Source organism: Novosphingobium sp. ST904, assembly GCF_001298105.1.
Lineage (GTDB): Bacteria > Pseudomonadota > Alphaproteobacteria > Sphingomonadales > Sphingomonadaceae > Novosphingobium.
Window position 1 is genome coordinate 262,287 of the sequence record NZ_LGJH01000165.1, and the last position, 14,161, is coordinate 276,447.

The window sequence follows — 14,161 nt, forward strand, 5'->3', positions numbered from 1 at the left end:
GCCGGGCGCTTGGCCGTCATAATTTTCCGCCTGGGGAAACTTCGCAATTGGGGGGCTGCTTGCGGGGACCGAGCCGTCCACTATAGTGCCGGGATGACGCAAGCTGACGATATCGACCGGCACCTCGGTGGAGCATGTTTGACCATTCGTGATGCCGTACCGGCGGATATCGAAGGGATCACGGCCATCTACAACGACGCCGTGCTGAACACGACCGCGATCTGGAACGAAACCGCCGTCGACACCGCCAACCGGCTCGCCTGGCTGGCCGACCGCAGGCAGGCGGGCTATCCCGTGCTGGTGTCGGTCGACGAATCCGGGACGGTGCTGGGCTATGCCTCCTTCGGGGACTGGCGCGCATTCGACGGCTATCGCCACACCGTCGAGCATTCGGTCTACGTCCGCGCGGACCGGCGCGGCGGCGGGATCGGCGAGAGTCTGATGATCGCCCTGATCGAACGGGCGCGGGCCATCGGCAAGCACGCCATGGTCGCGGGGATCGAGGCCCGCAACGAGGGCTCGATCCGCCTTCACGAAAAGCTCGGCTTCGAATCCGTGGGCCTGTTGAAAGAGGTCGGCTGCAAGTTCGGAAACTGGCTGGACCTCGCCTTTCTTCAGCTCACGCTCGACAGCCGCGAAGCGCCCGATCGGCTGCCGTAAGCTCAGGCAGGCACGAAACCGGCAAGGCGCAGCGCGCCGTCCAGCGAATCTCCGAGGGCAGGGCTCAGACGCTCGACCGTGCGCGAACGCAGCCACGGCTGCATCCGCGGGGCGAGACCGCCGACGAGCGTGCAGCGCGTGGCGCCGCGTTCGAAGATGGTCTCGATGAAGCGCTCGATATGGCCTGCCGCGTGTTCGACGATGGAGCGGGCGATGGCGTCGTCGGCCTCGGCATAGTCCATCACCAGCGGCGCAAAGGTGCCGTAATCGCGCGGGCTTGCATGGTCCATCCAGGCGATGGCCCGTGCAGTGTCATGCTCGAACCGTTCGTCACGGCGGCGCTGAGCGGGGTCTTGCGGGTGCGCCCGTCCAGCGCGCGCAAGGCGTGGCGCATCGCGGAAAGGCCGAGCGCGGCGCCGCTCCCTTCGTCCGAGATCGGGAAGCCGTAGCCGCCGATGGTGAAATCCCGGCCGTCCACCCGCACCTGCGCGGCGCTGCCGGTGCCGATGATGAGGATTGCACCGTCCTGTCCGGCGTGCGCGCCGAGGTTGGCGATCTGCGCGTCCGTGGCATAATTCACCGAAGCGAAGCCGAAATCGAGTTCGGCCAGCGCATCGCGCACGCCGGGGCGGGTGATCCCGGCGATGCCCATGCCGGCATGAATGGCGGCGCGCTGCCCAGCGGTCAGTCCGGCTTCGGCCACGGCCTGATCGACCGTATCCTTGAGCGTTTCGTAAAGCGCTTCCATGCCGATCCGCGCATTGGCGGTGCCGGACCTGCCATGGCCGATCTCCTTGCCCTGCGCGTCGACCAGCCGGGCGCGGCAATTGCTGCCGCCTGCGTCGATGCCGAGGAAATAGGTCATGGGTGTTCTCCGTGAGTCCCCGTCCAGTCGCGGCCACGGGGGGTATGGCCGATGCCGGGGTTGAGCTGGTTGCGCGGGTCGATCTCGCGGTAGAATTCCGCCAGTTCGGGCCGCGCGACATAGAGGTGGCCGACGTTGTGCTCGGCCGGATAACGGGCGCCGCGCGCGTCGAGCAGCGCCCAGAGCGCGTGCTCGAAGCCGAGCGGGTCCGTGCCCTTCTTCACGATGTAGTCCTGGTGGAACACCTGGCAGAAGAAATGGCCGTAATAGAGCGTGTGGATCGTGCGCGCGGCAAGATCGGCGGGAAGCTGCTCCACCCATTCGCGGGTATTGCGGGGCAGGGCGACATCGAGCGCGACGATGTCCTCCACTTCGCGGCGATGGACAGCGCGGTAGCGCACCGCCGCCCCCGCCGCGACGAAGCGGTGGAGGAAGGCCTTGGCGCTTTCCTGCGGCGTGCATTCGAAATGATCGCCATCGGCATCGCCGGGGAACAGCGCGGCAAGCAGCGCGCGCGCCGCCTCTACCTGATCGCGCGGCACCTTGAGGATCAGGTGATGCGCGAAGCGGGCGCGGTATTCGCGCATGCGGGGCGGGAGGTGCTCGGGGATGAACCGGCTTGCCCATTGCATCAGCCGGTCGGCAAGGCCGCCGCCGAACAGCCCGTCGAAGCGGGACTTGGCCGCGAACAGCGCGGGCAGGCGATCGGTGCCGAGCCGCTCGATGGCGTAGAACATGTCGCGGCCGTAGCGGTCCGCCACGTCGAAAGCCTCGGCGTGCATGTATTCGCCCGCGATCGGCAGGGTATCGAAATCGCGCAGCATGGTGCGGCGCAGGTCGTCAGCCGGTCGGGATCGCGGGTGCCGATGTAGAACGTGGTCGTCTCGTCCTCGCGCGCGAACGTGTCGAGGCGGACGGCGAAGACGATCAGCTTGCCTGCGCTTCCCGCCGCCTCGAACAGGCAGCGCGGATCGGCGTTGAAGCGGGCGGGCACCTCGCTCTCGATATCGCGGACGTGCCGGGCATAGGCATGGTCGTGCGCCCACTTGTCGCCGGCGGGGTCGATGTCGGCCTCGGTATACTGTTCGCGGTCGAGGCGGGAGAGCATGGTCTCGGGCTCGTCGCCAAGATCGATGCCGAGGTGGTTGAACAGGCGCAGCGAACCGTCGGCCTGGACCTGCGCGTAGAGCGCGAGCTGGGTATAGGCAGGCCCGCGCCGGATCAGCGAGCCGCCCGAATTGTTGCAGACCCCGCCCACGACCGAGGCCCCGAGGCAGGATGAGCCGATCACCGAATGCGGCTCGCGCCCGAAGGGGCGCAGCGCCTGCTCCAGCTTGTAAAGCGTGGTGCCGGGCATGCAAAGCACCTGGGTGCCGCGCTGGATCACCTTGAGCGCGGAGAGCCGCGTGGTGCTGATGATGACGAGACCGCCGGGATAGTCGTCGCCATCGGGGGTGGAACCGCCGGTAAGCCCGGTGTTCGACGCCTGCATGATGATCGACACGTCCGCCGCCACGCAGGCCTGTACCGCGCGCCACAGCTCCACCAGGGTGCCGGGGCGCACCACCGCGATGGCCGGGCCCTCGCCGGTGCGATAGCCCTTGCGGAAGCGCGCCGTGGCACGGGGAGAGGTGAGCACGTCACGCTTGCCGACCGCGCCGCGAAGGGCGGCCAGAAGCGCCTTGTCCCGTGTGGTGATGCTCGCTGCCATGGTTCTTTCCCCGGTTACTGGGTCTGGACCTCGTCGTCGGTCATCAGGTCGGCGCCGTCGAGCCAGTGCAGGATCTCGCGCGCGGCGGGATGGTCTATGCCTTCGTAGCGCGCGCGAAGACGGCCGCCGCGAACGCCGAGCCGCTCGTAGCCCACGTCCTGGAGGGCCGGAAGGTCCTGCTGCAACATTACGGCGAATTCATCTCCGAGAAGCCGGCGGGCGGCGGCGGCGAAGGCGGCGCCATAGGCATAGTCGCCGCCCTGCGCATAGACCATCGGCAGCGTCAGCGCCGGGATGCAGCCGAGATGGGCCTGGATCGCCGGGTTGATCGCATGGCCGGAAACATGCTCCGCGATACCTGCCGGGCGGCCGGTGAAGGCGCGCAAGTGCAGGAAGCGCGACATGCGCGCGCCGTCGTTGACGGGCCAGTTGTCCCACAGGCAGACCTTGCGGCCCAGTTCGCCCGCCACGCGTTCGAGATGGGCCGGGCCGATTTCCTTCGCGCAGACTTCCTCGCCCGTCCAGTAGACCTGCACGGCCGGATCGAGCAGGCGGCCGAGCTTGCCGAGATAGTCCGCCGGGCGGTCCGCGAAGACGAGGTCCAGCACCGGATCGTCGGAATAGTACGTCGGGCAGGTATAGACCCGCGTGGCCCGGGTGAGCCCGGCGCAGAAGTTGACCACTTCGGCCTGACGCTCCGCAAGTTCCGGCATGTCGCCGCGAAGGTCATCGAACAGCACTGCAAGGTCGTCTATGCCGATGGCGTCAAGCTCGGCGACGCGGCGCGTCAGGTCGGCGCGGGCGGCATCGTCGAAGGGGTGCGTGGAGCCGACCGGCGTGATCGCCATGCCGAAGCGCATCCCGGCGGCCCGGCACTCGGCGGAAAGGCGGGCGAGGGATTCGGCCTGCGCGGCGTCATGCGTCTTTCGCCATTCGCGCCGCAGCGAGCGGTCCGCCTTGGGGCCGTAGTGGTAGAAGCCGTAACCGGCCTCCGCCAGCGTCCTGACCACGTAGCTGCGCTCGGCCTCGTTCCAGATACGGCCGAAGCGCCCTTCGATCAGGCCCAGTTCCGGCTGAAGCACGGGCTTGGCGGCAGGAGCTTCCCGGGTCATTCCCGGTGATCCTCGCGGGCGCCGCCGATCCAGGTCGAGCGGACCAGACGGTCATCGCCCAGGTGGACGAGATCGGCGCGAAGGCCGGGCGCGATGGCGCCGGTTTCATGATCCAGCCGCAGGAAACGGGCGGGATTGCCGCTCGCCATGCGCGATGCGGTCACGATGTCGCAGCCGATCATGTCCATCGCGTTGCGCAGGGCCTGCGCCATGGTGAGCGCGGAGCCTGCCAGCGTGCCGTCCGGCCCGGTGCACATGCCATTGGCGACCTTGATGTCCTGATCCATCAGCGTGAACTGCCCCAGCGTGCCGCCCACCGGCGGCATGGCGTCGGTGACGAGCATCACGCCTTCATCGCCGCGGGCCGAAACCGCCACGCGCATGGCGGCGGGGTGGACGTGGAACCTGTCCACGATCAGGCCGAAGTGGCTGGCGCGGTCCTCCAGCGCGGCGCCGACCATGCCGGGATCGCGGCTGAGGAACTGCGTCATCGCGTTGAACAGGTGCGTGAAGCCGGCCAGCCCTTCGGCCAGCGCCGCGCGGGCCTGGTCGTAATCGGCCAGGCTGTGTCCGGCGCAGACGAGAACGCCCGCCTCGGCAAGCGCGCGCACCGTGCCCTCGGCGGCGAGTTCGGGTGCCAGCGTCACCACCCGGCGACCGGCGGTGGGTGCGGAAAGCCGTGCGATCACTTCGGGATCGACCCGCGTGAAGCGGTTCTGGTCGTGAATGCCCTTCTTGGCGACGTTGAGGTGCGGCCCCTCGATATGGACGCCCAGAACTCCGGGAACGCCTTCCGCCAGCGCGGCTTCGCCCGCTGCGATCGCGGCTTCCACCACTTGCGGGTAATCGCTGATGAGCGTGGGCAGCAGGCCGGTGGTGCCATAGCGGCGATGTGCCTTGGCGATCGCGCGAATGCCCTCGATGCAGGGCATGTCGTTGAACAGCACGTCACCGCCGCCGTTCACCTGGGTATCGATGAAGCCGGGCAGCAGGTAGCCGCCGCCAAGGTCGACGACCGTGCAGTCTTCCGGCAAGGCGCCGGGCGCGGCAAGGCCGTGGATGCGCGCGCCGTCCAGGATCAGCGCCTCGCCTTCCACCACGCGGTCGGCAAGAACGATGCGCGCTCCGATAAGGGCTGTCAGGGTCATAGCGTGCGCGTTACCTTGTTGAGGTGCGGAGGGTTGTCCGGATTGCGACCGCGCGCCAGCGAGAGTTCGTTGGCGAGGCTGTAGAAACTCTGGATCTGCCCGATGGCGCCCAGTACCGGATGAACGTCCGTGCGCGAAGGCAGGACGAGCGCTGCCGGGGCGATGTCCTCGGCAAGCCCGGCGGCGATCACCCGCGCGCCGCGTGCCGCGAAGTCCTCAAGCCGTTCGCGCAGGCCGGTGCGGGCCACGTCGAGCGGGGCGAGCACCAGCACCGGATCGCCTTCGCCCACCAGCGTCATCGGGCCATGGGCCACTTCGGCGCTGCTGAAGGCTTCGGCATGCAGGCTGGAGGTTTCCTTCAGCTTGAGCGCGGCCTCGCCCGCGATGGGAAGCGTGGGGCCTCGGCCGAGCACCAGCATCTCGCCGGCGTCCCTGAGCAGTTCGACCGCCGCGGTCCAGTCCGCATTCGCGGCTTCTTCCAGCACTTCGCCTGTCGTCTCGAGCGCGGCGAGCAGCGCCTCGTCCTGGCTCCACTCGGCCACGAGATGGGTGAGGGCGACGAGCGTGCAGACGAAGCTCTTGGTGGCGGCCACGCTGGTTTCGGGTCCGGCGTGGACGGGAATGACGATCTGCGCCAGTTCGGCGAGCGGCGATGCGGCGTCATTGACCACCGCGATCACCACCGCGCCCTTTTCGCGCGCATCCTGCGCCGCCGCCAGCAGGTCGGGGCTGCGGCCGGACTGCGAGATCGCGATCAGCGGCACGCCTTCAAAACGCGGCGAAGTGGCATGATAGAGCGAGCCCACCGAAGGCGCATGGCTCAGCGTGGGAACGCCGGCATGGGTTTCCAGCAGGAACTTGGCGAAAGCGGCTGCCTGGTCGGAACTTCCGCGCGCAAGGGTGGCGGCGAAAGGCGGTGCCAGCGCGCGGAGTTGCCGTCCGGCCTCGCGAACGAGATCGGCATTGAGCCGAAGCTGCTCGACGCAGCGCTGGGGAGCCTCATGGGCTTCGCGGGCCATCTGCGTACCTGCCTCAGGTGCCGCTCTGGTCTCTTTAGGTGTCGCTAGAGTCATGTCGAGGACAGATACCAGTTTCGATTTTTGGCACAAGTGGCATTAAAGTGGTTTTATATTTTACCGTCGTCGTGATACCGGTCTTACATCGCAAGTGAATTGTGACGGGAGAATCCGATGCTCAGGATCGAGATTGCCGCCTCCGATGGGCAAGGTGAAGTCAATGAGGACCGCTTCGGCCATCAGGGCGATGCGGCATGGGTGATCGACGGTGCCACCGGCATCGGGCCATCGCTGCTCGGCGCGCCGAGCGACGCTTCCTGGCTGGCGCGCAAGGCCGGCGACCTCCTGGCCGACACGCTAGCGCAAGCGCCGGAAATTCCGACCGTGGAACTGCTCCGCCAGGTCATGGCCGGATGCGCCGAAGCGCTGGCACGCGAACAGGTCAGGCCTGCGGACGGCCCGCACGAGCACCCTTCTGCGGCCTTCGCGATGGTGCGGATCATCGGCGGCGAGGCGGAATTCACGACCCTGGCCGACTGCCGAATCGCGGCATGCGAAAGCGGCGGCGGCGCCCGGCTGTTCGGCAGTTCCGCGCTCGATGCGATCGAGGCCCGCACGATCGAGGCGATGAAGGCGATTGTCGCGGAAGAGGGCGATCTCGGTTTCGAGGCGCTCAAGGCCCGGTTGATGCCGGGGCTGCGCGCCAATCGCCGGTTGATGAACCGCGATGGCGGCTACTGGGTGCTCGGCACCCAGCCGGCCGCTGCGGATCATCTCTGGCAAGTGCGGATGCCCGTGCGGCCCGGCCAGAGATTCGCCATCGCCAGTGACGGTTTTCTGCGCCTCGTCGAACTGTTCGGCGCGGCGGCACCGGCCGATCTCCTCGCCATTTCCGGGCAGGAGGACTGGGCGCGCTGGCTTGGGCTGCTGCGCGATCTCGAGGACGAGCCCGATTCGCTGCATCGTTTTGCCCGCGTGAAGCCGCGCGACGATGCCAGCCTTGTTGTCTGTAGCTGGGAGGATGCGCGCTGATGCTGGTCATGGGATACATGAGCGGAACCTCGCTCGACGGTGTCGATGTCGCCCTGATCGAAACCGATGGAGAGCGGATCGATGCTTTCGGGCCGTCGGCGATGATCGCCTTTTCGGCAACCGAACGCGCCGTGCTCGAAAGGGCCACGCATGAGGCGCTGGCGTGGGACGGGCAGGGTGAAGAGCCCCGATCCTTCGCGCTGGCGGCGGATGTGATCGAGGGCGCGCATGTCCGCGCCGGTTTCGACGTGATCGCGCGGGCCGGACGGCGGCCGGACCTGATCGGATTCCATGGGCAGACCCTGCTCCATCGGCCGGAGCGCAAGCTTTCCGTGCAAATCGGCGACCCGCAGGTGCTGGCCGATGCGCTGGGAATTTCAGTCGTGGCGCAGATGCGGCAGGACGATCTCATGGCGGGCGGGCAGGGGGCTCCGCTGGTCCCGGCCTATCATGCCGCGCTGGCAGATCGGATCGGGCTCGATGGGCCGGTGGCTTTCCTCAACCTTGGCGGCGTGGCCAATCTCACCTGGATCGGAGCCGACGGATCGCTGGTGGCGTTCGACACGGGGCCGGGAAATGGTCTTATCGATCAGGTGGTTCAGGCGCACGGCGCCGGTCGCTACGACGATGGCGGCCGGATCGCGGCGGCAGGCACGGTCAATCGGGATGTGCTGACGGACCTGCTTTCGCACGCGCATTTCCGGGGAGAAGGCCCGAAGTCGCTTGACCGATACGACTTTCCTCTCGAATGGGCCGAGGCCTGTTCGCTCGAGGACGCGGCAGCAACGCTCACGGCCTTCACGGCGGAAGCGGTTGCACTGTCGCTCCGCACCTTGCCGCAGGCGCCGAATGTCTGGGTCGTCTGCGGGGGCGGGAGCCACAATCCCACGCTGATGCAGGCCCTGCGCGATCGGCTTGGAGACTGCCGGACGGCGGACGAAGTTGGCCTTCGGAGCGACTTCGTCGAAGCCGAGGCGATGGCTTTCCTGGCGGCGCGCAGCCTGCGCGGCCTGCCGCTCACCTTCCCCGGCACGACCGGGGTCGCCCGCCCGCTCACCGGGGGCACGATCTGGCGCCCGGAACCGGCCGCGCTCGAAGTGGTCTGATATCCTGCCAAATTTTATATCACCACTTGAATACCACACCTTTACATATCCATGACAGGTATGCATGGTGCAAAAACGCTAAAAAGGCACGCCGTCGAGTCTTCGGGTCGCACCAGAAACGACGGGATCTGGGTCCAGGGAAACGAAAATGAGGAAGTCATAAATGGTTAAGTCTCAACGACATACCGTGGCAATCGCAGCTCTCGCCATCGCGCTGTCGCAGGCGCCGGGCACCGCTTTCGCGCAGGCAGCCGATTCGGGCGAAGACGCAAACACCACCGCGGACATCGTCGTCACCGGCACCCGCATTGCGGTAGCCGGCCTGACGTCCAGCAGCCCCGTCGCCTCGACCGGCGAAGAGCAGATCAAGCTGCAGTCGGCGCTCACCGTTGAAGACTTCTCCACCAAGCTTCCGCAGCTTTCCGGCGGCGTCCGCCAGGGTTCGCAGGGCAGCGACGCCTTCGGCGCGCAGGTTCTCGAACTGCGCAACTTCGGCCAGAGCCGCTCGCTCGTCCTGATCGACGGCACCCGCGCAACGCCGTTCAGCTTCCGCAACTCGGCCGACGTCAACGCCATTCCCGCCTCGCTGATCAAGCGCGTTGACGTGCTGACCGGCGGCGCTGCCGCAGTTTACGGCGCAGATGCGGTCGCCGGTGTCGTGAACTTCATCCTGAACGATGATTTCGAGGGCATTCGCGGCACGGCCACCAGCCGCCTGTCCGAACATGGCGGCGCCACTTACGGCGGCTCGATCATGATGGGCACCGGCCTCGGCGATCGCGGCCACATCGTCATCGCGGCGGACTATACCCAGCGCGACCTGATCCGCTCGGGACAGCGGGACTGGGCGGAAACTCCCAACCAGACCATCCCCAGCATCGGCGGCGTCTTCACCGACGTGGCCAGCGGCCGCAAGTTCGGCTTCACCGACAGCGGCGACTTCACGACCAGCCCCTCGGCCACCTCGAACATCTCGGACCGCTACCCGCTGGTATCGCCGCTCAAGCGCATCAACGTCGCGGCGCTGTTCAAGTATGAGATCACGCCCCAGGTCGAAGTCTACGGCCGCGCGATGTATACCAATTCGCGCACCGAAGAGACCGGCACCCCCGGCGCCACGCCGGCCTCGGTGAACCGCACTGTCTCGATCAGCGAGAGCAATCCGTACCTCACCGACGACATCCGCAACCAGCTGACTTTCGTCAACGGAGCGGCGCAGGTGAACGTTTCGCGCTCGCTCGCCGAACTCGGCCTCATCAACTACGAAACCGAGCGGAACACGCTTCAGCTCCAGACCGGCCTGCGCGGTCCCTTGACCAGTGCGGTGAAGTGGAACGTCTACGCCCAGTACGGCCGCTCGACCGAAAACACGCTGATTACCGGCGATGGCCTCGTCACCAGCTCGACCGGCGCCAACAACTTCGCTTCGATCGTCAACAGCGTCAACATCTTCGGCCCGAACCAGACCGAACTCGCCGATGCCCTTGGCAGCTCGATCAACGGGTTCAACCGCAAGCGTGACCAGTTCGTCACGGCGGCAACCCTGAGCGGCACTCTGGAAGAGCTGTTTTCGCTGCCTGCCGGTCCGATCGGCTTCGCCGTCGGCGTCGAATATCGCCGCGAAACCGCCAGCATCGACCAGGATACGGCGCTTCTGACCGGCAATACCTACCGCCAGGGCGTCCAGGCTGCCTACAGCGGCTCGTTCGACGTCAAGGAGCTCTACGGCGAAGTCCTAGTGCCGATCCTTCGGGACCTGCCGCTGATCCGCAAGCTCGACGTGGGCGGCGCCTACCGTCTGTCGGACTACAACATGTTCGGCACGCACGGCACCTGGAAGGTCGAGGGCAACTGGGAAGTCGATCGCAACCTGCGCCTGCGCGGCACATACCAGCGCGTCCTGCGCACGCCGAACTTCGGTGAGTTCGCAGCCAGCACCTCATCGCTGCCGTTCAGCAACCTCGTTACGGTCGACCGCCTGAAGCCGCGCTACGGCGGCGATCCGTGCGTGCTGGGCACCGGCGACGCCGCCCAGTGCGCCCGCTTCGGTGCGCCGGCCGTCGGCTCTGCGGATTCCACGTCTGCCAGCTACCTGACCGGCAACTACTATTACGGCGGCAATCCGGACATCAAGCCGGAAACCGGCTACACCACGACGCTTGGCGCCGTGTTCACGCCGACCTTCCTTCCGGGCCTGAACCTGACCGTGGACTGGTACGAGCTTGACCTGCGCGGCGCCGTGGGCGTGATCCAGCCGATCGCGGCGATCACGAGCTGCTACGTCACCAATCCGACCGCCAGCAACCCGCTGTGCTCGCTGGTGACGCGCAACGCGGACGGCACCTTCAAGGACGCCTATGTCAACAACCAGAACCTGGGCCGTCTGCTGCAGCGCGGCTTCGACATCTCGGCGAGCTACACCCTGCATCCAGCATTCCTGCCGGGCGAGGGCATGCGCCTGAGCTATCAGGGCAACATCGTCACCTCGTACCTGATCCAGGCAAACTCGACGGTTTCGGCGGTCCAGTGCAAGGGCACCTTCGGCGCCACCTGCTCCAGCGACGGCACCACGCTGGTGCAGCCGGACTATCGCCACACGGTCGGCCTCTCCTGGCTGTTCGACAAGGGCGTGGTCCAGTTCGACTGGCAGCGCATCGGCAAGGTCCGGTCCAGCACCGTCGGGTCTACCGAGACGATCTCGGCCCAGAACACCTTCGATCTGTCCGCCTCGTATGAGTTCACCGACGCGATCACCTTCAGCGCCGGCGTCTACAACCTCTTCGACAAGAATCCCCCTTATGTGTCGACGGGCGGTGTCTTCAACACCTTCCCCGACACATACGACATCCTCGGACGCACGATCGGCTTCTCGCTGACCGCGCAATATCTGAGGAAACCCACCCTGCGCGCGCCCGGTCAACCTCCTCCTCCGGCCGGGCGCCCGCTTTTTTGCAAGGCTCTGATAACGGGAATCCCGTTCAGGGCCGGGTTCGGAGATGAATTCGATGACGCTCCCTTTCTCGATGGCAGACTGGCTGGTGATAGCCGCCTACCTGCTGCTGCTGGTTGCGGGGGGCTGGATCTTCACGCCGCGCAAGACCGAATCCGCGCATGAATACTTTCTCGCGGGCGGCAGCGTTCCGGCCTGGCTCGCGGCGATTTCGGTACTGTCGGCGACCCAGTCGGCAGCGACATTCCTCGGTGGCCCGGATTATGGCTATCACGGCGACCTGACCTATCTCAGCGGCAATATCGGCGGACTGATCGGCGCGATCTTCGTCGCCCATGTCATGATCCCGCGCTTCTACGCCATCAAGGCGACCACGGCCTACGAAATGCTGACATTGCGCTTCAGCGAGAAGGCGACCCGGTGGGCAGGGGGCATGTTCCTCGTCGGCCGTGTATTCGCGGGCGGTGCGCGCGTTTATCTAGCCGCGATCGCCCTGGCCATGGTCATCACCGGCGGCGTCGATGCGCAAGGCATCATGATCGCGGCAGCCGTTCTCGTCGTCGCGAGCGTGCTGTTCACGTTCGTGGGCGGCCTCAAGTCGGTCCTATGGAACGATCTTATCCAGTTCGTCGTCTACCTCGGTTCGGCCATAGCCGTCCTGGTGTTCCTGCGCATGTCGATCCCGGCCACCACCGGCGATATCATCCAGGGCCTCGCCAATACCCCCGAGGGTGTCAACAAGCTCAAGTTCTTCGATTTTTCGCTCGACCTTTCACGCCCGTTCTCGATGCTCGCGATCATCACCGGTCTGTCGCTGCTCTATATCGCCAATGCGGGCATGGATCAGGACACGACCCAGCGCCTGCTGTCTTGCAAGGACGCCAAGACCGGCGCGCGCAGCCTCTACCTTTCGGTTCTGGCCACCATTCCGGTGGTGGGCATGTTCATCGTCATCGGCCTCCTGCTTTATGTCTTCTATGACCGGCCAGACCTGATGGGCGGCGCCACGGCGGCGGCAGGAAACGAGTTCGGCGGCGAGAAGATCAGCATCTTCATGCACTACATCCTCACCCAGCTTCCCGGCGGCCTGCGCGGTCTCGTAACCGTGGGCATCTGCGCTGCCGCAGTGGCGACCACCAATTCGGCGCTCAACGCGATGTCATCGGTGCTGGTGCAGGACTTCTATCGTCCCTGGCGCGAAAAGCGCGGCCCGGCGCCGGAACGCCATTTCGTTTCGGCCGGACGCGCCGGCATGGGCGTGATCGGCTTTGCCATGTTCGTGATGGCGGTGGTTTCGTTCTACTGGCAGCGTTACAGCGACATGGGACTGCTGGAGTTCGCGCTGCAAGTCATGGTATTTACATATGCCGGCCTGCTAGGTGTCTATTTCACCGCGCTGTTTACGGGGCGGGGCACCACGGGCTCGGTCATCGCGGCACTGCTTGTCGGCTTTGTCACCATTCTGCTGCTTCAGCCCGGTATCGCGCACGCCATCGGCCTTCCGCCGATCCTCAATGGGCTGTCGTTCCCGTTCCAGCTCTGCATCGGCACGGTCGTGGCCTTCCTCGTCTGCGCTGCTCCTGCAGGTTCGGGCAAGCACATGGCCCCGGCCAAATAATGATCCCCGGCCAGATAAACGTCACCGGACAGGGACAAAGGACAACATGAAAACTGAAGCGCTCGACCCCCGTTACGTCGATCTCGACCTCTGGCCGACCGAACTGGCGGTGGAAGCCATGCTCGAAGGCCAGATGGCGGCCATAGCGGCGATCCAGTCGCAGACCGTCGCCATCGCCCGCGCCGCGGAAGCAGCAGCCGGGCGCCTTGGCGAAACCGGCCGCCTCGTCTTCGTCGGCGCCGGCACTTCTGGCCGCCTTGCGGTGCAGGACGGTACGGAACTCTACCCGACATATGGCTGGCCCATGAGCCGCATGGTGTTCCTCATGGCCGGCGGCACCAGCGCGCTTACGGAAGCCTATGAAGGAGCCGAGGACGATGTGGAGGCCGGACGCGCCGATATCGGCAATTGCGGGATCGGGCCTTCCGACATCGTGATCGGCGTCGCCGCCAGCGGCCGCACGCCCTATACCGTTGCCGCAATCGAACAGGCGCGGGCAGTGGGCGCGTTGACCATCGGGATTGCCAACAATCCCGGTTCGGTCCTGCTGGAGAAGGCCGAGCACGCCATTCTGGCGGTGACCGGGAGCGAGATCGTCGCCGGTTCGACGCGCATGAAGGCGGGAACGGCGCAGAAAGCGATACTCAACCTGCTCTCCACCGCGATCATGATCCGCCTTGGCCTCGTCTATCAGGGCCGCATGGTCGCCATGCGCATATCGAATGAGAAGCTCTTGCAACGGGGCAGGGGCATGGTTCAGGATATCGCCGGGGTCGATGCCGACGTTGCGGCACGCGCTCTCGAAGCGGCAGACAACGAAATCCGGCTCGGCGTGATCGTCGCGCTCGGTGTTTCGGCCGAAGAAGGGCAGGAACTGCTCGATGCACACAATGGCAGTCTGCGCGAAGTCATGCAGGTGCTGGAAAAGCGAGATTGACCGAAG

At 66.3% G+C, this 14,161-nt stretch carries 9 protein-coding genes and 2 pseudogenes; 6 read left to right on the plus strand and 5 right to left on the minus strand.

Going from position 1 to position 14,161, the window contains the following annotated elements; genetic code table 11:
• The first annotated feature begins 138 nt into the window (after nucleotides 1-138).
• Complete coding sequence (locus tag ADT71_RS27575) at nucleotides 139-660, plus strand: GNAT family N-acetyltransferase (RefSeq protein ID WP_054441927.1); 522 nt, start codon at nucleotides 139-141, stop codon at nucleotides 658-660.
• Between the two features lie 2 nt (nucleotides 661-662).
• Here ADT71_RS27575 and ADT71_RS27580 read toward each other — a convergent pair.
• The 5 genes and pseudogenes from ADT71_RS27580 to ADT71_RS27600 all read right to left on the minus strand — a co-directional run bounded on the left by ADT71_RS27580 (nucleotide 663) and on the right by ADT71_RS27600 (nucleotide 6,515).
• Nucleotides 663-1,525 (minus strand): annotated as a pseudogene (locus ADT71_RS27580) (BadF/BadG/BcrA/BcrD ATPase family protein).
• A pseudogene (gene dld / locus ADT71_RS27585) lies at nucleotides 1,522-3,236 on the minus strand (D-lactate dehydrogenase). The pseudogenes ADT71_RS27580 and dld overlap by 4 nt, the downstream one beginning before the upstream one ends.
• A 14-nt stretch (nucleotides 3,237-3,250) precedes the next feature.
• The gene (locus tag ADT71_RS27590) at nucleotides 3,251-4,348 is read right to left on the minus strand and encodes a beta-N-acetylglucosaminidase domain-containing protein (RefSeq protein ID WP_054441928.1); all 1,098 of its coding nucleotides are present in this window, start codon (nucleotides 4,346-4,348) and stop codon (nucleotides 3,251-3,253) included.
• On the minus strand, nucleotides 4,345-5,496 hold the full coding sequence (gene nagA, locus ADT71_RS27595; protein WP_054441929.1) for an N-acetylglucosamine-6-phosphate deacetylase: 1,152 nt from the start codon (nucleotides 5,494-5,496) through the stop codon (nucleotides 4,345-4,347). Before nagA ends, ADT71_RS27590 begins: the two co-directional genes overlap by 4 nt.
• Entirely contained in the window at nucleotides 5,493-6,515 is a 1,023-nt protein-coding gene (locus tag ADT71_RS27600) for an SIS domain-containing protein (protein WP_231636255.1), read from the minus strand. Before ADT71_RS27600 ends, nagA begins: the two co-directional genes overlap by 4 nt.
• A gap of 171 nt (nucleotides 6,516-6,686) precedes the next feature.
• Here ADT71_RS27600 and ADT71_RS27605 point away from each other — a divergent pair, with 171 nt between their 5' ends.
• The 5 genes from ADT71_RS27605 to ADT71_RS27625 all read left to right on the plus strand — a co-directional run bounded on the left by ADT71_RS27605 (nucleotide 6,687) and on the right by ADT71_RS27625 (nucleotide 14,155).
• A complete protein-coding gene (locus ADT71_RS27605) occupies nucleotides 6,687-7,544 on the plus strand; it encodes a protein phosphatase 2C domain-containing protein (protein WP_054441931.1) in 858 nt (285 codons plus the stop codon).
• Nucleotides 7,544-8,650, plus strand: a complete 1,107-nt coding sequence (locus ADT71_RS27610; RefSeq protein WP_054441932.1) for an anhydro-N-acetylmuramic acid kinase — start codon at nucleotides 7,544-7,546, stop codon at nucleotides 8,648-8,650. The genes ADT71_RS27605 and ADT71_RS27610 overlap by 1 nt, the downstream gene beginning before the upstream one ends.
• Nucleotides 8,651-8,837: 187 nt before the next feature.
• Nucleotides 8,838-11,765 carry a TonB-dependent receptor domain-containing protein gene (locus ADT71_RS27615; protein ID WP_231636256.1) on the plus strand — a complete coding sequence of 976 codons (2,928 nt, stop codon included), beginning with the start codon at nucleotides 8,838-8,840 and terminating at the stop codon, nucleotides 11,763-11,765.
• Nucleotides 11,656-13,218 (plus strand): sodium:solute symporter, encoded by a 1,563-nt coding sequence (locus ADT71_RS27620; RefSeq protein ID WP_082370600.1) that lies wholly within the window; start codon nucleotides 11,656-11,658, stop codon nucleotides 13,216-13,218. The genes ADT71_RS27615 and ADT71_RS27620 overlap by 110 nt, the downstream gene beginning before the upstream one ends.
• 46 nt (nucleotides 13,219-13,264) lie before the next feature.
• Entirely contained in the window at nucleotides 13,265-14,155 is an 891-nt protein-coding gene (locus ADT71_RS27625; RefSeq protein ID WP_054441934.1) for an N-acetylmuramic acid 6-phosphate etherase, read from the plus strand.
• Nucleotides 14,156-14,161: the final 6 nt, after the last annotated feature.

Coding starts and splice junctions, on each gene's coding strand:
- nagA (WP_054441929.1), bottom strand. CDS start 5,496: ATGACCCTGACAGCCCTTATCGGAGCGCGCATCGTTCTTGCCGACCGC.
- ADT71_RS27620 (WP_082370600.1), top strand. CDS start 11,656: ATGACGCTCCCTTTCTCGATGGCAGACTGGCTGGTGATAGCCGCCTAC.
- ADT71_RS27600 (WP_231636255.1), bottom strand. CDS start 6,515: ATGGCCCGCGAAGCCCATGAGGCTCCCCAGCGCTGCGTCGAGCAGCTT.
- ADT71_RS27625 (WP_054441934.1), top strand. CDS start 13,265: ATGAAAACTGAAGCGCTCGACCCCCGTTACGTCGATCTCGACCTCTGG.
- ADT71_RS27610 (WP_054441932.1), top strand. CDS start 7,544: ATGCTGGTCATGGGATACATGAGCGGAACCTCGCTCGACGGTGTCGAT.
- ADT71_RS27590 (WP_054441928.1), bottom strand. CDS start 4,348: ATGACCCGGGAAGCTCCTGCCGCCAAGCCCGTGCTTCAGCCGGAACTG.
- ADT71_RS27605 (WP_054441931.1), top strand. CDS start 6,687: ATGCTCAGGATCGAGATTGCCGCCTCCGATGGGCAAGGTGAAGTCAAT.